The sequence below is a fragment of the Streptomyces sp. NPDC005303 genome (assembly GCF_040607335.1).
Lineage (GTDB): Bacteria > Actinomycetota > Actinomycetes > Streptomycetales > Streptomycetaceae > Streptomyces.
Genome location: NZ_JBEXGM010000016.1, coordinates 106,925 through 132,982, shown reverse-complemented (window position 1 = coordinate 132,982; position 26,058 = coordinate 106,925). Strand labels below are relative to the sequence as shown.

The following is a 26,058-nucleotide window of genomic DNA, read 5'->3' as shown; positions in this document are numbered from 1 at the left end:
CCCGTCCGGCTTATCCAGGGACTGCCGATCCCCTGATCAAGAGGTCTCTCCCGGTGCCCGCGCGGTCGTTCCACGCTGGTCCCGACGAGAGGAGCACAACATGCTGACTTTGGTGACAGGCACGACGGGACAGGTCGGCCGGCGCTTCGTGCCGAGGCTGCTGGCGCAGTCCCGGCCGGGGGAGCGGGTACGGGTGCTGGTGCGGGACACGGCCCGCGGTGAACCCTTCGCGGAGCTCGGCGCCGAGGTCGTCGTGGGAGATCTGCGGGACAGTGAGGTGCTCGGCAAGGCCGTCGCCGGGGCCGACGCGGTCGTGAACGTCGCCGCGGCCTTCCGGGGAGTGCCGGACGAGGAGGCGTGGGCCGTCAACCGGGACGCGGCGGTGGAGTTGGGCCGTGCCGCACAGGCAGCCGGTGTACGGAGGTTCGTACAGGTCAGCACCGGTCTCGTGTACGGCACCGGGCGCGGCAGGCCGCTCACCGAGGACGACGAGAGCCGGCCCGGCGGGGCGATGTGGGGCGCCTATCCCGAGTCCAAGGCGGAGGCCGAGCGGCGGCTGCTGGCCATGGAGGGGCTCGACGTGCGCGTCGGGCGGCTCCCCTTCGTCTACGGCGAGGGGGACCCGCATCTCGCCCAGTCCCTGATGTGGGCGAAGAACTGGGCGTCGAACCAGCGGCTGCACGTGGGACACCATGTGGATGTGGCCCAGGGGTTGCTGCGGATCCTGCACGCGCCGGGGATCTCGGGGCGGGTCTACAACATCGCCGACGACGCCCCGATGACCGCGGTGGAGCTGCATCAGCTCAACGGGGCCGAGATCCCGGAGGAGTCGTACGAGCGGACCGACCCCGACCCGTGGCTGGTGATCATGTCCACGGAGCGGATTCGGCGGGAGCTGGGGTATCGGCCGGTGTATCCGTCGGTGTACGCGGCGCGAGAAGCCGGAGCACTCTAGAGCTCAATTCACCCCGCCTCACTCCACCCCGCCTCACTCCACCCCGCGGATCCGCCCCACCAGTACCGCCCCCGCCAGACCCACCACCGCCGCCACCCCGTACAGGACCCTGTATCCCCCCAGGTGCGTGACGATCGGCGCTGCCAGTGCGGGGGCGGCCACCTGGGGCAGGGCGTTCGCGACGTTGATGACGCCCAGGTCCTTGCCCCGGTCCGAGGCCTTCGGCAGGACGTCCGTCATCAGGGCGAAGTCGACCGACATGAACACCCCGAGGCCCACGCCGAGCAGCGCCGCCACGACGATCGCGCTCGGCCAGGTCTGCCACCCGGCGAGCAGGGCCGTGGCGAGCGCCATCAGGACGCCGGACCAGCGTACGAAGGGCTTGCGGCGGCCCACCCGGTCCGACCAGATGCCGCCCACCACGACCGTGGCCAGCAGCGCCACGCTGTCCACCGCGGTGAGGATCAGGACGCCCTGTTCGGGGTCGTCGTGGTGCAGGCGGTCGCGCAGGTAGTAGAGGAGGTAGAGGATCACCAGCGCGTTGCTGAGGTTGATCAGGAAGCGCGTCAGCCAGGCCCAGGCGAAGTCGGGGTGGCGGCGCGGGCCGATCCAGAAGCCGCGGGCGAACGACCGCCAGGACCAGGCGGGGCGGTCCGTCGCCGCCAGTGTCAGATCCCTGTGGCGGAGCACGTACGGCAGCACACCCGCCAGCGTGAACACCGCGCACGCCGCATAGCCCGCCGCGATCCCGCCCGCCGCGGTCGCCAGGCCCGTGCCGACGACCGCGCCGAGGATCTGCGCCGCCCCGATCCAGCCGCCGACCGCGCCCCGCTGGAGCCGTGGCACCCGGTCGGGGACGGCCGCCGTGACCGCCGCGAAGGCCGCGTTCAGGGTCAGCTGGACCAGACACCAGCCGAGCGTCATGACCCACAGCCCGCCCGCCCCGGCGAGCACCAAGAGTGACAGCGCGCCGCCCGCGGCACCGGCCACGATCCACGGGCTGCGGCGACCCCAGCGGGCCGTGGTGCGGTCCGACAGCGCGCCGAAGAACGGGTTCGCCGCCAGCGACACCACCGCACCCACCCCGGTCACCCACGCCAGCAGCGTCTCCTTCGACATGCCGGTGCCGGGTGCGAAGTCCTCCGCCTGCCGGGCCAGCAGGATCTGCAGGGGGCCGTACCAGCCCACCCAGATCGCCACGTTGGCGAGGGACAGTGAGGCGGTCCAGCCCTTGCCGACCCGGTCGACCGGCTCGGAGAGGGCCGTGCTCACCTCTGGGCCCGGAGCAGCTCCTGGTACCACGCGTACGACGCCTTCGGGGTCCTGGCCAGCGTCTCGAAGTCGACGTGCACCAGCCCGAACCTGCGCGCGTAGCCCTCCGCCCACTCGAAGTTGTCCATCAGCGACCACACGAAGTACCCGCGCACGTCCACACCCGCCTCGACCGCCCGGTGCAGGGCGCGGATGTGGCCGTCGAGGTAGGCGATCCGGTCCTGGTCGTCGACGCCCTCGTAGGAGCAGCCGTTCTCGGTGATGACGACGGGCGGGAGCCGGTCGCCGTAGCGCTCGTGGAAGGCGGTGAGCAGTTCGGTGAGCCCCTCCGGGACCACCGGCCAGCCGAAGTCCGTCACCGGGACGTTCTCGATCTCCTGGACGGAGAAGGGGAGTTCGGCGGGGATCGTCAGTCCGCCGAACTCGATGTCCTCGCCCTGCGGGGCGCCCACGCGGGTCGGGGAGTAGTAGTTGACGCCGTAGAAGTCGAGCGGCTCGCTGATGACCTTGAGGTCGGCCGCCACATCGCCCGGCATCAACTCGCCCAGGCCGGAAGGGTATTCACCCAGCAGTACCGGGTCCGCGAACAGCCGGTTCAGCAGCAGGTCGTAGAAGTCCGCCGCCTCCACGTCCGGTTGCTCCTGGGAGGCCGGCCAGGTCGGGCCGTGCGAGTTGGCGATCCCGATGTCCGTGGCGCCGGCCGCGCGGAGCGCCTGTACGGCCAGGCCGTGGCCGAGGAGCTGGTGGTGGGCGGCGGGCAGCGCGTCGAACATCAGCTGCTCGCCCGGGGCGTGGGCGCCGAGCGCGTGGCCGAACAGGGTGTGTTCGGCGGGCTCGTTGACGGTGATCCACTTCTTGACGCGGTCGCCGAGACGGTCGGCCACCAGGGACACGTACTCGGCGAAGCGGGACGCCGTGTCCCGCTCCAGCCAGCCGCCCTTCTCCTGGAACGCCACCGGCAGATCCCAGTGGAAGAGCGTCGGGACCGGACGGACGCCCGCCGCGACCAGTTCGTCCACGAGACGGTCGTAGAAGTCGAGGCCGCCCTCGGAGCGCACCCGGGGCCAGGAGACCGAGAAGCGGTACGCGTCCACGCCCAGGCCGGCCAGCAGGGAGACGTCCTCGCGGTAGCGGTGGTAGTGGTCGCAGGCCACCGCCGCCGTCGAGCCGTCCTTCACCCGTCCCGGTTCGGCCGTGAAGGTGTCCCACACGGACCGCTCGCGTTCGTCCGCCGCGCCCTCGATCTGATGCGCCGAGGTCGAGACGCCCCACAGGAAGCCTGCCGGGAACCGGGGGATCGGATGCTCTTGAGTCGCCATGCGCCGGATCATCCGTACCGACGGGTAAGGAAGTCAACGGGCAGGCGTGAACAAGCAGTTACGCGCCCTCTTTGAGTACCTTCGAGATCAGCGCCCGCTGCTCCTCCGTCAGCCGGGGATCGGCCGCGTAGACCGTCCGGCCGTCCACGGTGATCTCGTACTTGAAGCCGTCCGGAACCCCGATCGGCGGGGTGACCCGGCCGGCGGCGACCGCCTTCTCGGCCAGGGCCTGCCATTCGTGGGCATCGGGCCGCCCGGAGGTGTCGACCTCCTTGTGCCGCTCGATGCCCGCGAACCCGCCCGTGCGCCGCACCTGAATACGCATGGGTCCCTGTCTAGTACGGACTCACAGGATCCGCACCCCGACCTGCTCCCAGGCCTTCGACACGGCCTGGAATTCGTCGCCCCCGTCACCGAAGCGCTCGCGCGCGGCCTTGACGGTGAGCCCCGCGAAGTCGTTGAAGAGGGCGCGGTCGGAGAGCTCGCCACCGGTGAGGACGTCGTACCAGATCTGGCCCGCGCGCTCCCAGGCGTGGCCGCCGAGAGCGGTGGCGACCAGGTAGAACGCGTGGTTCGGGATGCCCGAGTTGATGTGCACCCCGCCGTTGTCGCGGCCGGTGCGGACGTAGTCGTCCATCGTCGCCGGCTGCGGGTCCTTGCCGAGCACGTCGTCGTCGTACGCGCTGCCCGGCTCCTTCATCGAGCGCAGCGCCTTTCCGGAGACGCTGGGCGCGAGCAGGCCCGCGCCGATCAGCCAGTCGGCCTCGGCGGCGGTCTGGCCGAGCGTGTACTGCTTGATGAGCGAGCCGAAGACGTCGGACATCGACTCGTTCAGGGCGCCCGGCTGGCCGTAGTACGTGAGGTTCGCCGTGTACTGCGTGACGCCGTGGGTGAGCTCGTGGCCGATGACGTCGATCGGGATGGTGAAGTCGAGGAAGATCTCGCCGTCGCCGTCGCCGAACACCATCTGCTCGCCGTTCCAGAAGGCGTTGTTGTAGTTCTCGTCGAAGTGGACGCTCGCGTCGAGCGGGAGGCCGTCGCCGTCGATCGAGTGGCGCGCGTAGGCCTTCAGATAGAGGTCGAAGGTGGCGCCGAGACCGGCGTAGGCGCGGTTGACGGTGGCGTCCTGGCCGGGCTCGGAGCCCTCGGCGCGGACCTTCGTGCCCGGCAGGTCGGTCCTGTGCCCGGCGTCGTAGATCGTGCGCAGCGGCTGGTCCGACGGTGCCTTCGCCGTCGGCGCGGCCGCGAGGCCGAACTCGGTCGTCACGCGGCGGCGGCCGCGCAGCTCGCTGTCGCGCATCAGGGTGCGCCGGGCGGGACCGGAGAGTGCGGGGTCGTCGTTCCTGGCCAGCTTGTCGAGGACGTGTGGCGGTACGACGGTGCAGAAGACGGGCTCGAAGCCCCCGTTGGTCGTCATGCCCGGCACCCTTGCACTGAGTCATGACCGTGTCACTACCCGCAACCATGATTGGTGAAATATGCGGACAGGGAAGTGCACGCTCCGTGACGAAGTGGTATGGCGCACTTTTTGTCCCATTCGCTCCCCTGGTCCCGCATACTGATACGGCGCCCCGCACGGGGAGCGGCTCCGCTAGCATTCTGCGCATCATGCGTTTCGGGCTGCTTCTTCTTAGCTGCCGCGGCGAGGGCCTGTAGTCCAGGTCGACTCCCTCCCCGCGGAGCTTCGCGTTGCGTGTCGGCCGTCCTTCCCGGACATCCTGAGGAGCCCCGCAATCATGGCGAACCGCCAGCAGCCCAGCACCATGCCGATCCACAAGTACGGCCAGTACGAGCAGGTCGACATCCCGGACCGCACCTGGCCGAACAACCGGATCACCGTCGCCCCCCGCTGGCTCTCCACCGACCTGCGCGACGGCAACCAGGCCCTGATCGACCCGATGTCGCCCGAGCGCAAGCGCCGGATGTTCGACCAGCTGGTCAAGATGGGCTACAAGGAGATCGAGGTCGGCTTCCCGGCGTCGGGCCAGACGGACTTCGATTTCGTACGGTCGATCGTCGAGGAGCCGGGGGCGATCCCGGACGACGTCACGATCTCCGTACTGACCCAGGCCCGCGAGGACCTGATCGAGCGGACCGTGGAGTCCCTGAAGGGCGCCAAGCGCGCGACCGTCCACCTGTACAACGCCACCGCGCCCGTCTTCCGCCGGGTCGTCTTCCGGGGCTCGAAGGACGACATCAAGCAGATCGCCGTCGACGGCACCCGCCTGGTGATGGAGTACGCCGAGAAGCTGCTGGGCCCGGAGACGGAGTTCGGCTACCAGTACTCGCCGGAGATCTTCACCGACACCGAGCTGGACTTCGCGCTGGAGGTCTGCGAGGCGGTGATGGACGTCTACCAGCCCGGTCCGGGCCGCGAGATCATCCTCAACCTGCCCGCCACGGTGGAGCGTTCGACCCCCTCCACGCACGCGGACCGCTTCGAGTGGATGCACCGCAACCTCTCCCGCCGCGAGTACGTGTGCATCTCGATCCACCCGCACAACGACCGCGGTACCGCCGTCGCCGCCGCCGAGCTGGCGCTGATGGCCGGCGCCGACCGCGTCGAGGGCTGCCTGTTCGGCCAGGGCGAGCGCACCGGCAACGTCGATCTGGTCACCCTGGGCATGAACCTGTTCTCGCAGGGCGTCGACCCGCAGATCGACTTCTCCGACATCGACGAGATCCGTCGTACGTGGGAGTACTGCAACCAGATGGAGGTCCACCCGCGTCACCCGTACGTGGGCGACCTGGTCTACACGTCCTTCTCCGGCTCCCACCAGGACGCCATCAAGAAGGGCTTCGACGCCATGGAGGCCGACGCCAAGGCCAAGGGCGTCACCGTCGACGACATCGAGTGGGCGGTCCCGTACCTGCCGATCGACCCGAAGGACGTCGGCCGCTCCTACGAGGCCGTCATCCGGGTGAACTCGCAGTCCGGCAAGGGCGGGATCGCGTACGTCCTGAAGAACGACCACAAGCTGGACCTGCCGCGCCGGATGCAGATCGAGTTCTCGAAGCTGATCCAGGCCAAGACGGACGCCGAGGGCGGCGAGGTCAAGGGCTCCGACATCTGGGCGGTCTTCCAGGACGAGTACCTGCCGAACCCCGAGAACCCGTGGGGCCGTATCCAGGTCAAGAACGGCCAGTCGACCACCGACACCGACGGCGTGGACACCCTGAAGGTGGAGGCCACGGTCGACGGCGTCGACACCGTCCTCACCGGCAGTGGCAACGGTCCGATCTCGGCCTTCTTCGACGCGCTGGCCAAGGTCGGCATCGACGCCCGGCTGCTGGACTACCAGGAGCACACGATGAGCGAGGGCGCCTCCGCGCAGGCCGCCTCCTACATCGAATGCGCGATCGACGGCAAGGTTCTGTGGGGAATCGGCATCGACGCGAACACGACGCGTGCCTCGCTGAAGGCGGTCGTCTCGGCCGTCAACCGAGCCGCCCGATAATCCCTCTGACCGGTGGTTTCGGGGCCTTGATCGCTGTATACGGCGATCAAGGCCCCGTCGTTTATCGGCCATCGGCGCGTGGAGGTCACGGGTGGGTCTCGTCAGGGGTGCTGACTCCGGCTCGCTGATGTGGCTAACATCACGCAAGCGCGGCGATGTTGCCGCGGCGTTACGGAGGTGCGACGTGCTCCCAGGACCGGGACGAAACGACCGTGATGTCAGGCCTGCGCGCCTCCTGGGCACCCGTACCGCGTGGACGACCGTCGGTGACGGCGAGTTCTTCTGCCCCGGATGCGGTGGCGACCGCAACTTCCAGCGTCTGACCGGCCGTCGCCGCTTCACACTGCTCGGCGTCCCGGTCCTGCCGCGCGGCGACACCGGCCCGGTGGTGGAATGCGCGGCCTGCCGACGCCACTTCGGCACGGACGTCCTCGACCACCCGACCACGAACCGCTTCTCGGCGATGCTGCGCGACGCCGTCCACACGGTCGCGCTCGCGGTCCTGGCGGCGGGCGGCACCTGCTCGCGCACCGCCCTGGAGACCGCGGCCGCCACGGTCCGCGCGGCGGGCTTCGACGACTGCACCGAGGACCAGCTGGAGGCCCTGGTGGAGGCCCTCGCCGAGGACACCGGCCGGGTCTACGACCGCCCCTGCGGAGCCGGTCTCGCCATAGAGCTCCACGAGGCCCTCGACCCGCTCGCCCCCCACCTCGCCCCGGCGGGCCGTGAGTCGGTCCTCCTCCAGGCGGCCCGCATCGCCCTCGCGGACGGCCCGTACACCCCGGCCGAACGGGATGTCCTCAGCACGGTGGGCACGGCCCTGACGATCTGCGCGGACGACGTGACCAGGCTGCTAGCGGCGGCCCGGACGCCGTCCTGATACTCCCCGGGCCCCGGGGAGCAGTCCGCGCCCCGGACCGCCCCGGGCGGTAACCCCCTCGGGGTCGCCGTCGGCGAGACCGGGCGCCGCCCCGTCCGCGCCGACCGCGAGGGCCCCGTCGATGGGCGGCCAGGTCCAGGACCGCGTCCGCGGGAAGTTGGGTGTGGACACCGCTCGGCAGGTCGTAGGCGATGACCGGGACCGGGCTGGTCGACGAGCCTGAGTAACGAGGGGACGTTCGGCCGTCCCATGACCCTCCGTCACCGGGTGAGGGGGCGCCGACCCCTGTACGGCGCCCCCTGCCCGAGCTGCCCTGCTACTGCACCTGCTGGTACGTCTTGTCCTCGTCGGAGTCGTAGATCAGCTTGCCGCCCTTGTCGTAGCCCTTGATGTGCGGGTTCCTGGTGACCTGCTGGGTCAGGGTGCCGGAGGCGACGAACCAGCCGTGGTCGAGGACCGCCTCGCTGCCGGCACCGCCGTAGGAGACGGTCACCTTGGCCACCGTCGGATCCACCGTGCCGATGAAGCCCCAGCTGAACGGCAGCTTCCAGTTGCCCTTGTTCAGGAAGTCCTGCTGGTAGAGCTTGTTGGTGTTGACGTCGGGCAGCACGGGCGGGGAGTCGGACTGACGGTCGCTGCCGCCACTGAAGTCGAGCCCGGAGGCCTGCCCGTCCTTGATGTTGCAGACCAGCCGGACCTCCGACGGCATCTCCTTCACGGCGACGACGAAGATGCCGTCACCCGGCGAGTTGGTGTTGCCGGTGCTGTTCAGAGCCAGGAGGATCCGGTACTCGTCGGCCTTGCCCAGGTGCAGGTCGCGGGAGCCCATGGCCACGTTCTTCCGGTTCCAGGCGATGCACTTGTCCAGCCCTTCGACGGCCTGCTCCGGCGTGATCCCGTCGCGGAGCTGCTCAGCTGTGGCCGGTCCCGTGGGCCCACTGGGGGTGGGTGTCGGTGTGGCGGTCGGTGACGCGGACGCGCTGGGTGTCGTCGCCGTGTCCGCCGTGCCCGTTCCAGCACCGCCCACCGCGAACGCCCCCACCGGCACGGTGGCCAGCGTCGCCAGGACCGCCCCGGCCACCGCCACCCGCCGGCGCCGCTCGACCACGCCCTGGCGGCGGATCCGCGGATACGGCACCGGCGACGGCCGGATCGTGTACGCGTCCTCGGCGAGCAGCTCCCGCAGTTGCTCCTCGAAGTCCCGCTCCTCGAAGTCCCGCTCCTCTTCCTCAGTCATTTCGTGCCTCCCTGCGGGGCGCGGTCCATGACCTGCGCGAGCCCCGGATACGTACGCAACTTCGCCAGCCCCTTGGACGCCTGGCTCTTGACCGTGCCCTGCGAGCAGCCGAGCACCTCGGCGGCCTCCGCCTCCGACAGGTCCTCCCAGTAGCGCATGACGATCACGGCCCGCTGCCGGGGCGGCAGTTGGGCCAGGGCGGCCATCAGCACCCCGCGTTCGTCGACCCGGGCCACGGCCTCGTCGCGGCCCGCCCGCTCCGGCGGCGCGTCGGTCAGCGACTCCTTCACGCGCCGCTTGCGGAAGCGGTCGCTGTTGCAGGTGACCAGCATCCGCCGGACGTAGGCCTCCGGGTTGTCGCTGCCGGACACGCGCCGCCAGGAGCGGTACGCCTTCGCCAGCGCCGTCTGCGTCAGGTCCTCGGCGTGATGGGCGTCGCCGGTGAGCAGATAGGCGGTCCGCACGAGGTGCGACCACCTGGCTCTGACGAATTCCTGGAACCGTTCCTCTTGTTCGGCCTGCATCGGGCACCCTCCCTCGCCCACCAGACCACGGTGGGGGCGGATTCGGTTGCCCGAGCGTCGATGACGGGTTCGAATGAGGGCATGAAGGGGTGGGACGAACACGGGCCGGGCATCCTGCGGCTGCCGTCCGGACGCCTGGTGCGGGGCCGTGGCCTGCGGCACCCGCTGGATCCGGCCGCGCCGGCACCGTCGTACGGCGTCTATCTGCTCGGCGGCGGGCCGCCGGAGGTCCCGTGGGCCTCCCGGTGGGTCCGCTGGCCGGACTTCCGCCTGCCGACGGACCACCGGGAGACCCGCGACGTCCTGATCGACGCCTGGGAACGATCGGCCGCCGAACGGGTCGAGATCGCGTGCGGGGGCGGCCGGGGCCGCACGGGAACGGCCCTGGCCTGTCTGGCGGTTCTGGACGGTGTGCCCCCGCGGCAGGCGGTCGCGTACGTGCGCGAGCACTACGACCGACGAGCGGTGGAGACCCCCTGGCAGCGGCGGTACGTCCGGCGGTTCTGAGCGGTCAGCCCAGGGCGCCGGCGACCACCGCGGCCGCGTCGGCGACCAGCGCGTCGTCCCGTACGGCGTCCGGCTCGGGCATGGTCGACAGCACGGACAGGACGACCGGGTCGCCCTCCTCGGTCCACACGACACCCACGTCGTTGGCGGTGCCGTAGGAGCCGCTGCCCGTCTTGTCGGCGATCGTCCATGTCTTCGGCAGGCCCGCGTGGAAGCGGTTCACGCTGGTCGTGTTGTTCAGCAGCCAGTGCGTGAGCAGCTCCCGGTCCCGCCGGTTCAGCGCGTCGCCGAGGACCAGCCGGCCGTAGGTGCGACCGATGGCGTACGGGCTCGTCGTGTCCGTGCGCCGCCACGGCTCGGCTGTGTTCAGCTCGGGCTCCCAGCGGTCGAGGCGGGTGACCCGGTCGCCGAGGGAGCGGGCGAGGCGGGTGATGGCGGTGGGGCCGCCGAGTTCGCGCAGCAGGAGGTTGCCGGCCGTGTTGTCGCTGTGGGTGATGGCCACCTCGGCGAGCTCGGCGATCGTCATGCCCTGCGCGAGATGTGCCTTGGTCTGGTCCGAGCCCGGCATCACCAGGTCGTCCTCGGTGTAGTGGATACGGCGGCCGAGCACCTCGCCGTGCCGGTCCAGGTCGCGCAGGACGGCCGCGGCGGCGAGGGCCTTGAACACGGAGCACATCGGGAAGCGCTCGTCGGCGCGGTACCGGACGGACCGCCCGGTCGAGGGGCGGTGGGCGAAGACGCCGAGCCGGGCTTCGTAGCGCTCCTCCAGCGCGCGCAGCCGGGCGGTGACGTCGTCCTCGGCGGCGGACGCGGTCGCGGCGGTCGTGCCGGTGAGGAAGGCGGCCGTGCCGGCGGCCAGGAGGGTGCGTCGGGACAGTTCTCCGGAGCCTAAGATCTTGCTCTCCTTCGCTCGGTGACGGTTGACGATCTCTTCAATGATCGACGCCGGTGGCTCATCCCTTGGTTGCATCGCGGGGGCAGTGGAGGTCCTCGACGGGCCGCTTGCCCGTGGCCAGGAAGCGGGACACGGTCGCGTCGCCGCACGCGGTGCCGTTGCCGAGGTAGGCGTCATGGCCGGTGGAGTCGTTGAGGACCATGACGGCACGCCGGCCGAGCGCCTCGCGGAGCTTGAGAGCACCGCTGAGCGGGGTGGCGGGATCCCTTTCGTTCTGCACCATCAGGATGTTGGACGGGCCCTTGTCGGAGACGTGCACCGGTGTCTCCTTCGGCTCCCACGGCCAGGAGGGGCACGCCATCGCGTTCCTCGGCATGCCCCCGGTCAGCGGGAACGCGGCACGGCTCTTCGCCACCCCCTCGCGGTACACCGCCGGGTCGTTCGGCCAGTCGACGTCGTTGCAGATGGTCGCGGCGGCGACCGCGGTGACGTTCTGGAGCACGGCCTCGGGCGGCGCCGTCGGCGCGGGCGGCACCGTGCCCTTCTCGGCGGCGAGGATCAGTTTGGCGAGGGCCGGGTAGTCGTCCGGGTCGTAGAAGGAGTCGAGCATCGTCTGGCGCAGGGCGTTGCCGTTCAGCTCCTCGGGGTTGGCACCCGGCCAGGGGATCGGTTCGCGGTCGAGGCGGGCGGCGAGCTTCAGGAACAGGGGCCGTACCTCGGCGGCCGTGGCGGCGACGCGGTCCGGATTGCCGGGCGCGGACGCCCACTCGGCGAACTCCGGGAAGTTGTCCTCGGCGCCCCGCTCGAACGCGGCGAGCCAGGCGCGCTCCGCCAGCACGGGGTCCGGGTTGTCATTGCTGTCCAGGACGACACGGTCGGTGCGCCGCGGGAACAACTGGAGGTAGGCGTCGGTGACATAGGTGCCGTACGACACGCCCCACACGGACACCTTGCGCTCGCCGAGCGCGGCCCGCACGCGGTCCAGGTCCCGGGCCTCGTCGAGGGTGCTGATGTGCCGGATCAGCTCGCCGCCGTTGCGCGCGCAGGCCTCGGAGATGCGCTTTCCCGCCGCCATGGTCGCGTCGACGGAGCCGTCCGGGGAAGGCCAGGGCAGCAGGGTCGTACGGGCCAGGTCCCGGTGTTCGAGCCCGCAGTCGACGGCCGTCGAGGGGGCCATCCCGCGCGGTGCGAAGCCGATCAGGTCGTAGGCGTCACGCACCTTCTTCGGCAGCTTCTGCCCCTTCCCCGAGGGGTCGTTCATGCTGTCCCCGCCGGGCCCGCCGGGGATCAGCAGCAGGGCACCGCGCCGGGCGTCCGGATTCTCGCTGCGGATACGGGAGACGGCGATCTCGATCTTCGGACCGTGCGGGTCCGCGTAGTCCATGGGTACGGAGACGGTCGTGCATTGTTGGCGCGGATCGAGGCCGCTGCCCTCGCACTTGGTCCATTTCAGTGCCGGGGTGCGGGAGTCGGCGGAGGCGCTCAGCGGGGTCAGGGCACCGAAGACGACACCGGAGGCGGCGGCGATCAGGGCGAGGCTCTTCGTCATCTGCTTCATGCGAGGAGCCTCGCGGATCGACCGGCGCGGCCCCATCCGGTCAACTGCCGGATCACCAGGGGGGTTTACCCCCCTGCCGGAAGTACTGCTTGAGAAGCCCCGGGAAGACCTTCCTGGACAACCGCTCGAAAATACCGTCGGTTTGTAGAGCAGTGTCGATCCGCTGGGAGATTTCCAGTTGAGGTTTCTCGTTTTCAGCCTGTTTCAGCCGTCTGCCGTGAACCATTGGCCATGGCCAACCCCCTTGTTGAGCTGTGCACTTGTAGTGCACAGACTCCTGCCGAGTGTAGGGAAAGAAAGCCACCGTGGAGAAGGGATGAGTGAAACCCGAAAAAGCCGGGGAGTCCGATGAAATCGGAGTCAGGAGGGAATCGGTGACGAAAATGCCCGTGGGTTCGTACGTCGTGGACACCCGTACCGGGAGGACCGGCGTCGTGATGGGGCATGAGGGGCCGTACGTCCAACTCAGACCGTACGGCGGCGGCCGGGAGTGGGACGCGGCGCCGGACGCCCTGCGGGAAGCCACTCCGGCCGAGCGGCCGGAGATCACCGCCGTGTTCCGGCCCGCCGACGAAGGCCGACCGTAATCACGGTCACCGACGAGCACGCTCCCGGGTAGGCGAGAATGGGCCCATGAGCCTGTTCCGCCACGACGGCACCGTGCCGCACACCCCGCGCGGAGGTGTGCGATGAGTCTCTTCCGGGACGACGGGGTCGTGCTGCGGACGCAGAAGCTGGGGGAAGCGGACCGGATCATCACGCTGCTCACGCGCGGTCACGGGCGGGTACGCGCCGTGGCCCGTGGCGTGCGCCGCACCAAATCCAAGTTCGGCGCCCGCCTCGAACCGTTCTCCCACGTCGACGTGCAGTTCTTCGCGCGGGGGAGCGAACTCATCGGGCGCGGACTGCCGCTGTGCACGCAGAGCGAGACCATCGCGCCGTACGGTGGCGGGATCGTCTCCGACTACGCCCGGTACACCGCCGGGACGGCCATGCTGGAGACCGCCGAACGGTTCACCGATCACGAGGGCGAGCCCGCCGTACAGCAGTACCTGCTGCTGGTCGGCGCCCTGCGCACCCTCGCCCGGGGCGAGCACGCGCCCCACCTGGTCCTGGACGCCTTCCTGCTCCGCTCCCTCGCGGTCAACGGCTACGCCCCCAGCTTCAGCGACTGCGCGAGATGCGGCATGACCGGCCCGAACCGGTTCTTCTCCGTGGCCGCCGGAGGCTCGGTCTGCGTGGACTGCCGGGTGCCCGGCAGCGTCGTACCGTCGCCGCAGACCCTGGAACTCCTCGCCGCGCTGCTTACGGGAGACTGGGAGACCGCGGACGCGAGTGAGCCGCGGTACGTCAGGGAGGGCAGCGGGCTGGTCTCCGCCTACCTGCACTGGCATCTGGAACGCGGGCTCAGATCCCTGCGTTACGTAGAGAAGCAACCCTGAGAGGGAGACGAGAAGCACCATGGTCGTAAACGGGATCCTGGGGCGCCGCCGGCGCGAGTACAGGGCGCCGGAGCCGCACCCGTCCGGTGCCCGCGCACCGAAGCTCCCCGGTGAGCTGATCCCCGAGCATGTGGCGATCGTCATGGACGGGAACGGCCGGTGGGCCAAGGAGCGCGGCCTGCCCCGGACGGAAGGGCACAAGGTCGGCGCCGAGCGGGTCCTCGACGTGCTCCAGGGCGCGATCGAGGCCGGAGTGAAGAACATCTCGCTCTACGCCTTCTCCACCGAGAACTGGAAGCGCTCGCCGGACGAGGTCCGCTTCCTCATGAACTTCAACCGCGACTTCATCCGCAAGACCCGCGACCAGCTCGACGAGCTCGGTGTCCGGGTGCGCTGGGTGGGCCGGATGCCCAGGCTGTGGAAGTCCGTCGCCAAGGAGCTGCAGGTCGCCCAGGAGCAGACCAAGGACAACGACCAACTGACCCTGTACTTCTGCATGAACTACGGCGGCCGGGCCGAGATCGCCGATGCCGCGCAGGCCCTCGCCGAGGACGTGAAGGCGGGCCGCCTCGACCCGTCCAAGGTCAACGAGAAGACCCTCGCGAAGTACCTGTACTACCCGGACATGCCCGACGTGGACCTCTTCCTGCGGCCCAGCGGCGAGCAGCGCACCTCCAACTACCTGCTCTGGCAGAGCGCGTACGCCGAGATGGTCTTCCAGGACGTCCTGTGGCCCGACTTCGACCGCCGTGACCTGTGGCGGGCGTGCGTCGAGTTCGCCTCCCGGGACCGCCGCTTCGGCGGAGCCGTCCCGAACGAGGAGCTGCTCGCCATGGAGGAAGCGATGAAGGGCGAGCCGGAGGACTGACCTCCGACCCGCCCCGCGTCCTCATGGGATCAGCTGGTCGTCGCCGCCGTGTCGTCGATCACGAAGCTCGTCTGGAGCGAGGAGTCCTCGACACCGGAGAACTTCAGGGTGACCGTCTGCCCGGCGAAGGCCGACAGGCTGAAGGACTTCTGGACGTACCCGGAGGCCGCGTTCAGGTTCGAGTACGTGGCCAGGGTCGTCGACCCGGCGGTCACCGTCAGCTTGTCGTACGCCGTGCTGGTGGTGGTCTCCGCGGTGTCGACGTGCAGATAGAAGGTGAACTTCGTTCCCGTGCAGCCGCTCGGGATCGTCACCGACTGGGAGAGCGTGTCGGTGTGGGTGGAGCCGTAGCCGTCCAGCCAGGCCTTGTAGGAGCCGGTGCGGGCGGCTTCGTCGGTGTCGTTGGTGATCACACCGCTGCTCGCGGTCCAGGTCGTGTTGCCCGACTCGAAGCCCTGGTTGCCCAGCAGCTGCGTGGAGGTGCAGCTGCCGCCGCCGCTGGAGTTCACGGTCCAGGTGAAGGACGCCGTTCCGGTCGCACCGGTGCTGTCGGTGACCGTGACCGTGGTGCTGTAGGTGCCGGCCGTGGTCGGGGTGCCGGAGATCGTGCCGGTGGAGCTGCTGATCGACAGGCCGGTGGGCAGACCGGTGGCCGCGTAGGTCAGTGAGCCGCTGTTGGTCGAACTGGCCGAGACCTGCAGGCTCACGGCCGTGCCGACCGTCGAGGTCTGGCTGCCCGGGTTGGTCACCGTCACGCCGGTCGACGGCACGGTGATGTGGCTGCCGACGTTGATGCCCGCGAAGGCGTTGCCGACCCCGGCGTACTGCGCGGAGCTGGTGCCGTAGAGGGCGGCCGCCGCGTTCAGGGCGGCGGTGCGGGCGCCCGCGTAGTTGGTGCTGGACGTCATGTACGTCGTCAGCGCCTTGTACCAGATCTGCAGGGCGGCGGCCCGGCCGATCCCGGCGACGGCGACCCCGTCGGAGGTCGTGCTGTTGTAGGTCACGCCGTTGATGGTCTTGGTGCCGCTGCCCTCGGAGAGCAGGTAGAACATGTGGTTCGCGGGCCCGGACGAGTAGTGCACGTCGAGGTTGCCGACGCCCGAGTACCAACTGTCCGCCGAGCCGCCGTCCTTGCTCGGCTTGTCCATGTAACGCAGCGGCGTGCCGTCGCCGTTGATGTCGATCTTCTCGCCGATGAGGTAGTCGCCGACATCGGAGGAGTTGTTGGCGTAGAACTCCACGCCGGTGCCGAAGATGTCGGAGGTGGCTTCGTTGAGGCCCCCCGACTCGCCGGTGTAGTTGAGCCCGGCCGTGTTGGACGTCACACCGTGGCTCATCTCGTGCCCGGCCACGTCCAGCGAGGTCAGCGCGTGCGTGCTGCTGGTGCCGTCGCCGTAGGTCATGCAGAAGCAGTCGTCGTCCCAGAAGGCGTTGACGTACGCCGAGCTGTAGTGGACGCGGCTGTAGGCGGCGACTCCGTCGTTCTTGATGCCGCTGCGGCCGAAGGTGTTCTTGTAGAAGTCCCAGGTCTCCTGGGCGCCGTAGTGGGCGTCCACCCCGGCGGTCTGGGTGTTGGAGCCGGAGCCGGTGCCCCAGACGTCGTCGGCGTCGGTCATCAGGGTGCCGGTGCCCGAGGTGCCGTTGTTGAGGCTGTAGGTCTTGTGGCCGCCGCGCGAGGTGTCGTACAGCTGGTACGTCGAACCGGACAGCGTGGTGCCCATGGTGACCGTGCCGCTGTACTGGCTGTTGCCGGTGCCGGTCTCGACGCCCTCGAAGCGGGAGAGCTCGGCGCCGGTCGTGGCGTCGGTGACGACGTGCAGCTTGCTGGGCGTGCCGTCGTCCTGGAAGCCGGAGACCACCGTCTCCCAGGCGAGCTTCGGGGTGCCCGAGCCGGCCCAGATCACCTTGCGGGCGGTCTGCGCGGCGGGCTTCTCGGCCTTGAGCGCCTTGGCGGTCTTCAGCGCCTTGGTCTCGGCGGCCGCCTTGCCGAAGGTCGCGGTCGTGGACTTGACCGAGACGGCACGGCGGTTGTTGTTGAAGGTCGCGCCGAGCGTGCCCGTCGCCTGTGCGGCCGGGGGCGTGTGCACGACGAGGTCACCGCCGAGGACGGGGAGGCCGTCGTAGGTGCGCTCGTAGCGGGTGTGCAGGGTGCCGTCGTTGTCCTTGACGACGTCCTTGACGACCAGTTTCTCCTTGGCGCCGAGGCCCAGGGAGTCGGCGGTCGCCTCGGCCCGGCCGGACGCGCTCTTGATCAGCGCGGTGCGCTGGGCGGGGGAGAGCTTGGCCTCCAGACCTCCGGTGCGCAGGGGGCTGGGGTGGGGGGAGGCGGGCCCCGCGGCGGCGGGCACCGTCTGGACGCCTACGGCGAGGAGGGACGCGGCGGCCACCAGGGACGCGGCGACGGCTGATCTTCGTGGGGAGGGTCTCACTCGTACTCCTACTGCGACGACGGGGGTGGAGGTGCCGTGCGGGAACTGCGTGAGAGCTGGCAGGAGAGTGGCACGGTTGTCCGGGTCATGTCATGCAGAGGAGGGGGAGACGAGGGTTATCCCTCGGCTCCCCTGTGCGTTCCTTGTGGGTCAGGCCTGGGCGGCCGCGCAGTCCGCGCAGGTGCCGAAGATCTCCACGGTGTGCGCCACGTTGACGTATCCGTGCTCGGCGGCGATCGCGTCGGCCCACTTCTCGACGGCCGGGCCCTCGACCTCCACGGCCTTGCCGCAGACCCGGCACACCAGGTGGTGATGGTGGTCGCCGCTGGAGCAGCGCCGGTAGACGGACTCGCCGTCGGAGGTGCGCAGGACGTCGACCTCGCCCGCGTCGGCGAGGTTCTGGAGGGTGCGGTAGACCGTCGTCAGACCGACGGCGTCGCCCTTGTGCTTGAGCATGTCGTGCAGTTCCTGCGCGCTGCGGAACTCGTCGACCTCGTCGAGGGCCGCCGCCACGGCGGCCCGCTGCCGGGTGGCGCGGCCCTTCACTGGCGGTCCTGCGGTCGTCACGGGTTCCTCCTTCGTTCGGCACCTGCCGGGCCATTGTGCCAGCCCGGCCTGTGCCGGGTCAGACACCGACCGGGCCGTCCGCTCCCCGACTGGCCGGAATCGCACACTCGGCGGGGTCCGGGGCGGGCTGCGCGGCGGCGGCCGCCCGGGCCCGTCGCCTGGCCAGCGGAGTGGCCAGACCCGTCAGCACGATGAACGCCCCGATGGTCAGCAGCACGATCGTCGCACCGGGCGGCACGTCCTGGTAGTACGAGGTCACGGTGCCGCCGATGGTCACCGTCACGCCGATCGCCACCGCGATCGCGAAGGTGGCCGCGAAGCTCCGGGTGAGCTGCTGCGCCGCCGCCACCGGCACCACCATCAACGCGCTGACCAGCAGCAGCCCGACCACGCGCATCGCCACGGTCACCGTCACCGCGGCCGTGACCGCGGTCAACAGGTTGAGCGCGCGCACCGGCAGCCCGGTGACCCGCGCGAACTCCTCGTCCTGGCTGACCGCGAACAGCTGCCGACGCAGCCCCAGGGTGACGAGCACCACGAACGCGGCCAGCACGCAGATCGCCGTCACGTCCGACTCGGAGACCGTGGACAGCGAACCGAACAGGTACGACGTCAGGTTGGCGTTGGAGCCGCCGGGCGCGAGGTTGATGAACATCACGCCGCCGGCCATACCGCCGTAGAAGAGCATCGCGAGGGCGATGTCACCGCGGGTCTTGCCGTACCAGCGGATCAGCTCCATGAGGACCGCGCCGAGCACCGAGACCAGGGTCGCCATCCACACCGGCGACCAGGAGAGCAGGAAGCCGAGGCCGACGCCGGTCATCGCGACATGGCCGATGCCGTCGCCCATGAGGGCCTGGCGGCGCTGGACGAGGTAGATGCCGACGGCGGGGGCGGTGACGCCGACCAGGACGGCGGCGAGCAGGGCCCGCTGCATGAAGGCGTAGTCGAGGAAGTCCATCAGCTCAGCAGTCCTGTACGCATCGGCTCGTGGTCGTGGGGGTGGACGTGGTCGTGGCCCGGCAGGGCGTGCTGGCCGACCGCTCGCGGGGGCGGGCCGTCGTGCTGGACACAGCCGTCGCGCAGGACGATCGCCCGGTCGATCAGGGGCTCCAGGGGCCCGAGTTCGTGCAGCACGAGCAGGACGGTGGCGCCCTCGGCGACCTGATCCCGCAGCGTCCGGGCCAGCACCTCCTGGCTGGCCAGGTCCACGCCCGCCATCGGCTCGTCCATGATCAGCAGTTCGGGTTCGGCGGCGAGCGCGCGGGCGATCAGCACCCGCTGGTGCTGGCCGCCGGAGAGGGCGTTCACGGAGTCCTTCGCCCGGTCCGCCATGCCGACCAGCTCCAGGGCCCGCCGTACGGCCTGGTGGTCGGCCTTGCGCAGGACGCCGAAGCGGGCCCGGGACAGCCGCCCGGACGAGACGATCTCGGTGACGGTCGCGGGGACGCCGCCCGCGGCGGTGGTGCGCTGCGGGACGTACCCGACCCGGGCCCAGTCCCGGAAGCGCCCGCGCGGGGTGCCGAACAGCTCGATCTCCCCGGCGGAAGTGGGTACTTGGCCGATGATCGTGCGGATGGCGGTGGACTTGCCGGAGCCGTTGGCGCCGAGCAGCGCGACGACCTCACCGCGGTGCACGGTCAGGTCGATGCCGCGCAGGACGGGCCGCGAGCCCAGGTCGGCGCGGACTCCGCGCAGTGCGATGACGGGCTCGGTCATGCCGTCCTCCGGTGTCATTTCGCTCCCAGGGCGCTCCGCAGCGCCTTGAGGTTGGATTCCTGGACCGAGAAGTAGTCCTTGCCGCGGGACTTCCCGGTGATGCCCTCGATCGGGTCGAGGACGTCCGTCTTCAGACCGGCGTCGGAGGCGATGGTCTTCGCGGTCTTGTCGCTGACGAGCGTCTCGTAGAACACGGTCGTGACGCCGTCGGCCTTCGCCATCTTCTCAAGGTCCTTGACGCGGTTGGCGCTCGGCTCGGACTCCGGGTCGAGGCCGTTGATGGCCTCCTCGGTCAGGCCGTAGCGCTCGGCGAGGTAGCCGAATGCGGCGTGCGTGGTGATGAAGACCTTGGTCTTCGTGTCGCTCAGGCCCTTCTGGAACTCGGTGTTCAGGGCGTCGAGCTTCTTCACCAGGGCCGCGGTGTTGGCCTTGTAGTCGGCCGCGTGGGCCGGGTCGGCCTTCTCGAAGGCCTTGCCGACGCCCTGGGCGATCTGCGCGTAGCGCACCGGGTCGAGCCAGACGTGCGGGTCGAGACCTGCGAGTTCGTCGTCGGCGTGGTCGTCGTGCTCGGCCGCGTGGCCGCCGACCTCGTTGCCGTGCTTCTCCAGCGAGGTGAGGGAGGCGGCGTCGATCTTCGTCCTGATCTCGGACTGGTTCACCGCGTCGTCGACGGAGGGCTGGAGGTTCTTGAGGTAGAGCACCGCGTCGGACTCCTGGAGCTGCGCGGTCTGCTTGGCGCTGATCTCCAGGTCGTGCGGCTCCTGGCCGGGCTCGGTCAGGCTCGTGACGTGCACGTGGTCCCCGCCTATCTGCTCGGCGAGGAAGGCCATCGGGTAGAAGGACGCGACGACGTCGAACCTGCCGCTGCCGCCCGCGGCGGCGCTGTCGGTGGAGCAGGCGGACAGGGCGGCGAGGGCGGCGGCCGCGGCCACCGAGGGTATGAGGCGACGTCGTACGTTCATGACAGTCATTTTCATCAAATATGGAAACCGTTGTCAACAAAGTCCGGGTCTCGAACCGATTTGATACCGGGGGTGGCCCCGCCGGTAACCTGAGGCATTCGCTGCCGTCCATTCGTAATGAAGAGAGCACCGTGGCCGCCGACAAGATCGACACCATCGTCAGCCTGAGCAAGCGCCGTGGCTTCGTTTTCCCCTGTAGTGAGATCTACGGCGGTCAGCGCGCCGCCTGGGACTACGGACCGCTGGGTGTCGAGCTCAAGGAGAACCTGAAGCGTCAGTGGTGGCGTTACATGGTCACGTCGCGCGAGGACGTGGTCGGTATCGACTCGTCCGTGATCCTGGCCCCCGAGGTCTGGGTCGCGTCCGGTCACGTGGCCACCTTCACGGACCCGCTGACCGAGTGCACCTCCTGCCACAAGCGGTTCCGCGCGGACCACCTGGAGGAGGCCTACGAGGCCAAGAAGGGGCACGCCCCGGAGAACGGCCTCCTCGACATCAACTGCCCCAACTGCGGCAACAAGGGCCAGTTCACCGAGCCCAAGCAGTTCTCGGGTCTGCTCTCCACCCACCTCGGCCCGACCCAGGACTCCGGCTCCGTGGCCTACCTGCGTCCGGAGACCGCACAGGGAATCTTCACCAACTTCGCCCAGGTGCAGGTCGCTTCGCGCAAGAAGCCGCCCTTCGGCATCGCGCAGATGGGCAAGTCCTTCCGCAACGAGATCACGCCCGGCAACTTCATCTTCCGCACCCGCGAGTTCGAGCAGATGGAGATGGAGTTCTTCGTCAAGCCGGGCGAGGACGAGAAGTGGCAGGAGTACTGGATGGAGCAGCGCTGGAACTGGTACACCGGCCTCGGTCTCCGTGAGGAGAACATGCGCTGGTACGACCACCCGGCCGAGAAGCTCTCCCACTACTCCAAGCGCACCGCGGACATCGAGTACCGCTTCCAGTTCGGCGGCAACGAGTGGGGTGAGCTGGAGGGTGTGGCCAACCGCACCGACTACGACCTCACCGCCCACTCCAAGGCCTCCGGCCAGGACCTCTTCTACTACGACCAGGAGGCCGGCGAGCGCTGGACGCCGTACGTCATCGAGCCCGCGGCCGGTGTCGGCCGCGCGATGCTGGCGTTCCTCCTCGACGCCTATGTCGAGGACGAGGCCCCCAACGCCAAGGGCAAGCTGGAGAAGCGCACGGTGCTGCGCCTCGACCACCGCCTGGCCCCGGTGAAGGTCGCGGTCCTCCCGCTGTCCCGCAACGCCGAGCTGTCCCCGAAGGCCAAGGGCCTCGCCCAGACGCTGCGCCAGAACTGGAACATCGAGTTCGACGACGCGGGCGCGATCGGCCGCCGCTACCGCCGTCAGGACGAGATCGGTACGCCGTACTGCGTGACGGTCGACTTCGACACCCTCGAGGACAACGCGGTGACGGTCCGCGAGCGCGACTCCATGAAGCAGGAGCGCGTCTCCCTCGACCAGATCGAGGGCTACCTGGCCGGGCGCCTGCTGGGCTGCTGACGTCCGCTTCGCTCTACGCCCGCCCTCCGGCCGACCCTGTCGGCCGGAGGGCGGGCGTTTTCGTCACATCGCCACGTCCACATAGAGCGCGGCGTGGTCCGATGCCTCGTCGATCTTCGTCCTGACGGTATTGAAGTGGTTCGAGTGGGCGAAGATGCCCCGCGTCTCCAGGCCCACGTGCTGCACCTTCTCCCACAGCGCGGGCGACAGCATGATGTAGTCGAGCTTGTCGCGTTGCTGCTTGCAGGTGCCGTGGGTGCCGAGGTCGTCGCCCTGGTAGGAGGGGTGACTCATCACATCGCGCAGGCCGGCGTCCAGCAGCGTTTCGACCGGCTTGCTGTTCGGGGTGTCGTTGAGGTCTCCGGCGACCACGACGTTCGGGGTGCGCTCCAGCGCGGCCCGGTAGATCTCCGCGACCCGCTCGGCCTGGTGCAGGCGCAGCTCCGGGTCGTCGTTGAACTTGCTCTTGAGGTGGTTACCGAGGACCACCAGGCTCTCCTGGTCGAGCTGGATCTCGTACTCGGGACAGTCACGGCTGAACAGGTGCTTCGTCGGGTCTTCCGGGTCCGGATCGAAGAGGTGCGGACGGACGGATGTGACCGGGAAGCGGCTGAGGATCCCGATGTCGATGCCCCGCGGGTCGTTGCCGTCGATCAGCAGATCGACGGGGTACGGCTGCCAGCCCAGGCCCAGAACCTGCTCGTTGAAGCGGTCCAGGGTGAGCCGGTCCTCGACCTCGGGCGTCAGAAGGACTTCGGCATTCACCTCTCTGACGACCCGCCCGGTGTTGCTGACCGCGGCCATGTCCAGGTCGTCCTGGCCGAGTTCGGCCCAGCCGGCCCACTCCGCCCGGCCGCCGGCGCGGATCGGCAGCTCTGTCGGCTCTGTCCCCGGCGGGGGTGTGTCGAAGAGCCCGCTCTTCCTCCCGGGGCGGTTCTGGTTGACGTAGATCAGCGGCGGGTTCTCGGGGTCGCTGCTGTACGCCCGGTGCTTCAGGATGAGCTCCGAGATCTTCTGCTTGTCCCCGTCGGTGTACGTCTTCTTGTCCAGGAGAGCGACCAAGGTGTCGAAATCGTCGAGGACCTCCTTGCGCTCCGTCGCGTCCGAAAGGCGGAACACGGAGGGACGACGGAAGAGGTTCTCGGTGTTGAACGTGCCGATACGGACGGCCATCGCGGCCTCCCTGGGCGGCGCTGGATCACCGCACGGTCGACGCCAGGCGCCGCCTGGATGACTGCACGCCGACAGCCTCTATTCTCCGGGCTGCTGTGAAGCGTGTCGAACGGAACGGCGGACCGCACATTGGTCCTGTTGCCCGGTGGGCGATTGGCCCTGTATCCCGGTCCACGGCGACGACAGGGTGGCCCGCATGAGCCTCGCCTTCCTCCTCACCACCCTCGTCGTGGTCGCCACGCCCGGCACCGGCGTCGTCTACACGCTGGCCGCCGGACTCTCCCGCGGTCCGCGTGCGAGCGTCGTCGCCGCGTTCGCCTGCACCCTCGGGATCGTGCCGCACGTCCTGGCCACCGTCACCGGACTCGCCGCGCTGCTGAACGCCAGTGCCGTGGCCTTCCAGGCGGTCAAGTACGCCGGGGTCGCCTACCTGCTGTACATGGCCTGGGCGACCGTGCGCGACAAGGAGGTGATCGACGTCGACGAGGGCGGCGCGCCCCGGTCCGCGGGCCGCGTGATCCTCCGCGGGGTGCTGATCAACCTCCTCAACCCGAAGCTGACGATCTTCTTCCTCGCGTTCCTGCCCCAGTTCGTGAGCCCCTCCGAGCCGCGCGCCCTGCCGCACATGCTGGCCCTGAGCGGGGTCTTCATGCTCGCGACCTTCGTGGTCTTCGCCGGGTACGGGGTGCTCGCCGCCTCGGTCCGCAGCCATGTGATCTCACGGCCCCGGGTGATGAGCTGGCTGCGGCGGAGTTTCGCGGGGTCCTTCGTTCTGCTGGGAGCCAAGCTGGCCACGACTTGACGTGTGAACACGCATGACGAATGACAGCTGACAGATATTGAAATCTGTCAGCTGTCATGGCAGGGTGGACGGCATGACGATGCGAACCCGAACCCTCGGAACCACCGGCCCCCAGGTCTCCGCCCTCGGGCTGGGCTGCATGGGCATGTCCGGTATGTACGGCGAGACGGACCGCGCCGAGTCGATCGCCACCATCCACGCCGCCCTGGAGGCCGGCGTCACCCTGCTGGACACCGGCGACTTCTACGGCATGGGCCACAACGAACTGCTGATCAACGAGGCACTGCGCACCGCTCCGGCCGCCTCGCGCGAGAACGCGCTGCTCAGCGTGAAGTTCGGTGCCCTGCGCGACCCGGAAGGCGGCTGGTCCGGCTTCGACGGCCGCCCCGCCGCCGTGAAGAACTTCGCCGCGTACTCCCTCCAGCGCCTCGGCGTCGACCACATAGACGTCTACCGCCCCTCCCGGCTCGACCCCCAGGTGCCGATCGAGGAGACCGTCGGCGCGATCGCCGAACTGGTCGAGAAGGGCTGGGTCCGGCACATCGGGCTCAGCGAGGTCGGCGCCGACACCATCCGCCGGGCCGCCGCCACCGCCCCGATCTCCGACCTCCAGATCGAGTACGCGCTCGTGTCCCGGAGCCCCGAGCGGGAGATCCTGCCCACCCTGCGCGAGCTGGGCATCTCCGTCACCGCGTACGGAGTGCTCTCGCGCGGACTGATCTCCGGTCACCTCACGGCCGACCGGCGACTCGCCGCCACCGACTTCCGCGCCCACTCGCCCCGCTTCCAGGGCGAGAACCTCCAGCACAACCTCACGCTGGTCGAGTCCCTGCGCAAGATCGCCGAACAGAAGGGCGTCACGGTCGCGCAGATCTCCATCGCCTGGGTGCTCTCCCGGGGCGACGACATCGTGCCGCTGATCGGCGCGAAGACCCGCGAGCGGCTCGGTGAGGCGCTGGGTGCGCTGGACGTGACCCTGGACGCCGGCGATCTCGCCGCCATCGAGGAGGCCGTGCCGGCGGATGCGGTGGCGGGTGAGCGGTATCCGGCGCCGCTGATGGCCATGCTCGACAGCGAGCGGTGAACACCGTGCCAGGTACCGTCTAGGCATGCCGCCGACCATCGAGACCCTGACCGCCGAGCGCATCCTCGAAGCCACCGAGGAGGTGCTGCGCCGCCACGGCCCCGCCAAGGCCACCGTGGTCGACGTGGCACGCGCGCTCGGCGTCAGCCATGGCAGCGTCTACCGGCACTTCCGGACGAAGGCGGCGCTGCGGGAGGCGGTGACGAAGCGCTGGCTGGACCGGGCGACGGGCATGCTGGCCGCGATCGCCGAGAAGGACCGTGATCCGGAGGCCCGGCTGCGGGACTGGCTCGCCGCACTCTTCGAGGCCAAGCGCCGCAAGGCGGGCGACGATCCGGAACTGTTCGCCACCTACACGGTCCTGACCGGCGAGAACGTCACGGCGGTCATGGAGCACCTCACCGAGCTGACCGACCAGCTGACCCGCGTCATCCGGGACGGTGTCGACGCGGGCACCTTCACCGTCGCCGCCCCGGCCGTCGCCGCCCGAGCCGTCTTCCAGGCCACCGGCCGCTTCCACGACCCCGGCTATGCCGGGGAGTGGGAACAGCCGGGCGTGGAAGAGGAGTTCACGGCGCTGGTGGACCTGCTGCTGCGGGGCCTCAAGGCCTGACCGCCGCCACCCCGCTACGACTTCGACGGGTCCACCGTCGCCTGGTGGACCTCCGCCAGGTGCTCCTCCGCCTTCAGCCAGGGCAGGAACTGAGCCGCCTTGCGCCACCCGCAGGTGTCACATCTGATCGTGCGCTGCGCGCCCTTGCGCTGCACCTGGACGACGTGTTCGCGGCCGTGCCCGTCCCAGCGGCTCACCTTGCTCGTGCCGATCTGCACCATCTGCCTCGCCTCCGGCTAGGAGTGTGCAGCAGAAACAACATCAACAGCAGTATCTTCAC

At 69.8% G+C, this 26,058-nt stretch carries 26 protein-coding genes and 2 pseudogenes; 11 read left to right on the top strand and 17 right to left on the bottom strand.

Annotated features, from left to right (window positions below):
* The first annotated feature begins 100 nt into the window (after positions 1 to 100).
* Positions 101 to 955: an NAD(P)-dependent oxidoreductase gene (locus ABZT93_RS22975; protein WP_356107276.1), complete on the top strand. Its 855-nt coding sequence runs from the start codon at positions 101 to 103 to the stop codon at positions 953 to 955.
* Between the two features lie 33 nt (positions 956 to 988).
* Here the strand turns inward: ABZT93_RS22975 and ABZT93_RS22970 are convergent, their stop codons facing one another.
* The 4 genes from ABZT93_RS22970 to ABZT93_RS22955 are packed head-to-tail and all read right to left on the bottom strand — an operon-like array spanning position 989 to position 4,963.
* Positions 989 to 2,227: an MFS transporter gene (locus ABZT93_RS22970; RefSeq protein ID WP_356107273.1), complete on the bottom strand. Its 1,239-nt coding sequence runs from the start codon at positions 2,225 to 2,227 to the stop codon at positions 989 to 991.
* Positions 2,224 to 3,546 (bottom strand): GH1 family beta-glucosidase, encoded by a 1,323-nt coding sequence (locus ABZT93_RS22965; protein WP_356107270.1) that lies wholly within the window; start codon positions 3,544 to 3,546, stop codon positions 2,224 to 2,226. The genes ABZT93_RS22970 and ABZT93_RS22965 overlap by 4 nt, the downstream gene beginning before the upstream one ends.
* A 58-nt stretch (positions 3,547 to 3,604) precedes the next feature.
* Positions 3,605 to 3,871 carry a protealysin inhibitor emfourin gene (locus ABZT93_RS22960; protein ID WP_356107268.1) on the bottom strand — a complete coding sequence of 89 codons (267 nt, stop codon included), beginning with the start codon at positions 3,869 to 3,871 and terminating at the stop codon, positions 3,605 to 3,607.
* A gap of 21 nt (positions 3,872 to 3,892) precedes the next feature.
* Positions 3,893 to 4,963: a M4 family metallopeptidase gene (locus ABZT93_RS22955; RefSeq protein ID WP_356107265.1), complete on the bottom strand. Its 1,071-nt coding sequence runs from the start codon at positions 4,961 to 4,963 to the stop codon at positions 3,893 to 3,895.
* Between the two features lie 319 nt (positions 4,964 to 5,282).
* Between ABZT93_RS22955 and leuA the strand changes: the two genes are divergently transcribed.
* Together leuA and ABZT93_RS22945 are read left to right on the top strand one after the other, a co-directional pair.
* Positions 5,283 to 7,004 carry a 2-isopropylmalate synthase gene (gene leuA / locus ABZT93_RS22950; protein ID WP_356107262.1) on the top strand — a complete coding sequence of 574 codons (1,722 nt, stop codon included), beginning with the start codon at positions 5,283 to 5,285 and terminating at the stop codon, positions 7,002 to 7,004.
* Between the two features lie 184 nt (positions 7,005 to 7,188).
* Positions 7,189 to 7,884: a TerB family tellurite resistance protein gene (locus ABZT93_RS22945; protein WP_356107259.1), complete on the top strand. Its 696-nt coding sequence runs from the start codon at positions 7,189 to 7,191 to the stop codon at positions 7,882 to 7,884.
* Positions 7,885 to 7,938: 54 nt separating this feature from the next.
* Here the strand turns inward: ABZT93_RS22945 and ABZT93_RS22940 are convergent.
* The 3 genes and pseudogenes from ABZT93_RS22940 to ABZT93_RS22930 form a co-directional block, all read right to left on the bottom strand.
* Positions 7,939 to 8,101, bottom strand: a pseudogene (locus tag ABZT93_RS22940) (dihydrodipicolinate synthase family protein); the annotation flags it as partial.
* A gap of 99 nt (positions 8,102 to 8,200) precedes the next feature.
* Positions 8,201 to 9,121: a hypothetical protein gene (locus ABZT93_RS22935; RefSeq protein ID WP_356107257.1), complete on the bottom strand. Its 921-nt coding sequence runs from the start codon at positions 9,119 to 9,121 to the stop codon at positions 8,201 to 8,203.
* A complete protein-coding gene (locus ABZT93_RS22930; protein ID WP_356107254.1) occupies positions 9,118 to 9,645 on the bottom strand; it encodes a SigE family RNA polymerase sigma factor in 528 nt (175 codons plus the stop codon). The genes ABZT93_RS22935 and ABZT93_RS22930 overlap by 4 nt, the downstream gene beginning before the upstream one ends.
* Positions 9,646 to 9,726: 81 nt before the next feature.
* Between ABZT93_RS22930 and ABZT93_RS22925 the strand changes: the two genes are divergently transcribed.
* Entirely contained in the window at positions 9,727 to 10,152 is a 426-nt protein-coding gene (locus tag ABZT93_RS22925) for a protein phosphatase (protein WP_356107250.1), read from the top strand.
* Between the two features lie 4 nt (positions 10,153 to 10,156).
* Here ABZT93_RS22925 and bla read toward each other — a convergent pair whose 3' ends face one another.
* The 3 genes and pseudogenes from bla to ABZT93_RS22910 all read right to left on the bottom strand — a co-directional run.
* Positions 10,157 to 11,122 carry a class A beta-lactamase gene (bla, locus tag ABZT93_RS22920; protein WP_356107247.1) on the bottom strand — a complete coding sequence of 322 codons (966 nt, stop codon included), beginning with the start codon at positions 11,120 to 11,122 and terminating at the stop codon, positions 10,157 to 10,159.
* A complete protein-coding gene (locus ABZT93_RS22915; protein ID WP_356107244.1) occupies positions 11,106 to 12,605 on the bottom strand; it encodes an alpha/beta hydrolase in 1,500 nt (499 codons plus the stop codon). Before ABZT93_RS22915 ends, bla begins: the two co-directional genes overlap by 17 nt.
* A 106-nt stretch (positions 12,606 to 12,711) precedes the next feature.
* A pseudogene (locus ABZT93_RS22910) lies at positions 12,712 to 12,792 on the bottom strand (transcriptional regulator); the annotation flags it as partial.
* Between the two features lie 196 nt (positions 12,793 to 12,988).
* Between ABZT93_RS22910 and ABZT93_RS22905 the strand changes: the two are divergent.
* From ABZT93_RS22905 to ABZT93_RS22895, 3 genes are all read left to right on the top strand, one after another.
* On the top strand, positions 12,989 to 13,192 hold the full coding sequence (locus ABZT93_RS22905) for a hypothetical protein (protein WP_356107379.1): 204 nt from the start codon (positions 12,989 to 12,991) through the stop codon (positions 13,190 to 13,192).
* Positions 13,193 to 13,294: 102 nt separating this feature from the next.
* Positions 13,295 to 14,047, top strand: coding sequence for a DNA repair protein RecO (recO, locus tag ABZT93_RS22900; protein WP_356107241.1), 753 nt, complete (start codon positions 13,295 to 13,297; stop codon positions 14,045 to 14,047).
* Positions 14,048 to 14,066: 19 nt separating this feature from the next.
* Complete coding sequence (locus tag ABZT93_RS22895; RefSeq protein WP_356107238.1) at positions 14,067 to 14,915, top strand: isoprenyl transferase; 849 nt, start codon at positions 14,067 to 14,069, stop codon at positions 14,913 to 14,915.
* A gap of 29 nt (positions 14,916 to 14,944) precedes the next feature.
* Here ABZT93_RS22895 and ABZT93_RS22890 read toward each other — a convergent pair whose 3' ends face one another.
* The 5 genes from ABZT93_RS22890 to ABZT93_RS22870 all read right to left on the bottom strand — a co-directional run bounded on the left by ABZT93_RS22890 (position 14,945) and on the right by ABZT93_RS22870 (position 20,592).
* A complete protein-coding gene (locus ABZT93_RS22890; protein WP_356107235.1) occupies positions 14,945 to 17,344 on the bottom strand; it encodes a M4 family metallopeptidase in 2,400 nt (799 codons plus the stop codon).
* A 150-nt stretch (positions 17,345 to 17,494) separates the two neighbouring features.
* On the bottom strand, positions 17,495 to 17,911 hold the full coding sequence (locus ABZT93_RS22885) for a transcriptional repressor (RefSeq protein ID WP_123989037.1): 417 nt from the start codon (positions 17,909 to 17,911) through the stop codon (positions 17,495 to 17,497).
* Positions 17,912 to 17,969: 58 nt separating this feature from the next.
* Positions 17,970 to 18,872 (bottom strand): metal ABC transporter permease, encoded by a 903-nt coding sequence (locus ABZT93_RS22880; protein WP_356107232.1) that lies wholly within the window; start codon positions 18,870 to 18,872, stop codon positions 17,970 to 17,972.
* On the bottom strand, positions 18,872 to 19,648 hold the full coding sequence (locus ABZT93_RS22875; RefSeq protein WP_356107230.1) for a metal ABC transporter ATP-binding protein: 777 nt from the start codon (positions 19,646 to 19,648) through the stop codon (positions 18,872 to 18,874). Before ABZT93_RS22875 ends, ABZT93_RS22880 begins: the two co-directional genes overlap by 1 nt.
* A complete protein-coding gene (locus tag ABZT93_RS22870) occupies positions 19,645 to 20,592 on the bottom strand; it encodes a metal ABC transporter substrate-binding protein (protein ID WP_356107227.1) in 948 nt (315 codons plus the stop codon). The genes ABZT93_RS22875 and ABZT93_RS22870 overlap by 4 nt, the downstream gene beginning before the upstream one ends.
* Positions 20,593 to 20,723: 131 nt before the next feature.
* Between ABZT93_RS22870 and ABZT93_RS22865 the strand changes: the two genes are divergently transcribed.
* On the top strand, positions 20,724 to 22,106 hold the full coding sequence (locus ABZT93_RS22865) for a glycine--tRNA ligase (RefSeq protein WP_356107223.1): 1,383 nt from the start codon (positions 20,724 to 20,726) through the stop codon (positions 22,104 to 22,106).
* A gap of 63 nt (positions 22,107 to 22,169) precedes the next feature.
* Here the strand turns inward: ABZT93_RS22865 and ABZT93_RS22860 are convergent, their stop codons facing one another.
* Positions 22,170 to 23,279 carry an endonuclease/exonuclease/phosphatase family protein gene (locus tag ABZT93_RS22860; RefSeq protein WP_356107220.1) on the bottom strand — a complete coding sequence of 370 codons (1,110 nt, stop codon included), beginning with the start codon at positions 23,277 to 23,279 and terminating at the stop codon, positions 22,170 to 22,172.
* A 196-nt stretch (positions 23,280 to 23,475) separates the two neighbouring features.
* Here ABZT93_RS22860 and ABZT93_RS22855 point away from each other — a divergent pair, with 196 nt between their 5' ends.
* The 3 genes from ABZT93_RS22855 (at position 23,476) to ABZT93_RS22845 (ending at position 25,778) form a co-directional block, all read left to right on the top strand.
* Entirely contained in the window at positions 23,476 to 24,081 is a 606-nt protein-coding gene (locus ABZT93_RS22855; RefSeq protein WP_356107218.1) for a LysE family translocator, read from the top strand.
* A 73-nt stretch (positions 24,082 to 24,154) separates the two neighbouring features.
* Positions 24,155 to 25,165, top strand: coding sequence for an aldo/keto reductase (locus ABZT93_RS22850; RefSeq protein WP_356107215.1), 1,011 nt, complete (start codon positions 24,155 to 24,157; stop codon positions 25,163 to 25,165).
* 25 nt (positions 25,166 to 25,190) lie between these two features.
* Positions 25,191 to 25,778, top strand: coding sequence for a TetR family transcriptional regulator (locus tag ABZT93_RS22845; RefSeq protein ID WP_356107212.1), 588 nt, complete (start codon positions 25,191 to 25,193; stop codon positions 25,776 to 25,778).
* 14 nt (positions 25,779 to 25,792) lie between these two features.
* Here the strand turns inward: ABZT93_RS22845 and ABZT93_RS22840 are convergent, their stop codons facing one another.
* Entirely contained in the window at positions 25,793 to 25,999 is a 207-nt protein-coding gene (locus ABZT93_RS22840) for a hypothetical protein (RefSeq protein ID WP_356107209.1), read from the bottom strand.
* Positions 26,000 to 26,058: the final 59 nt, after the last annotated feature.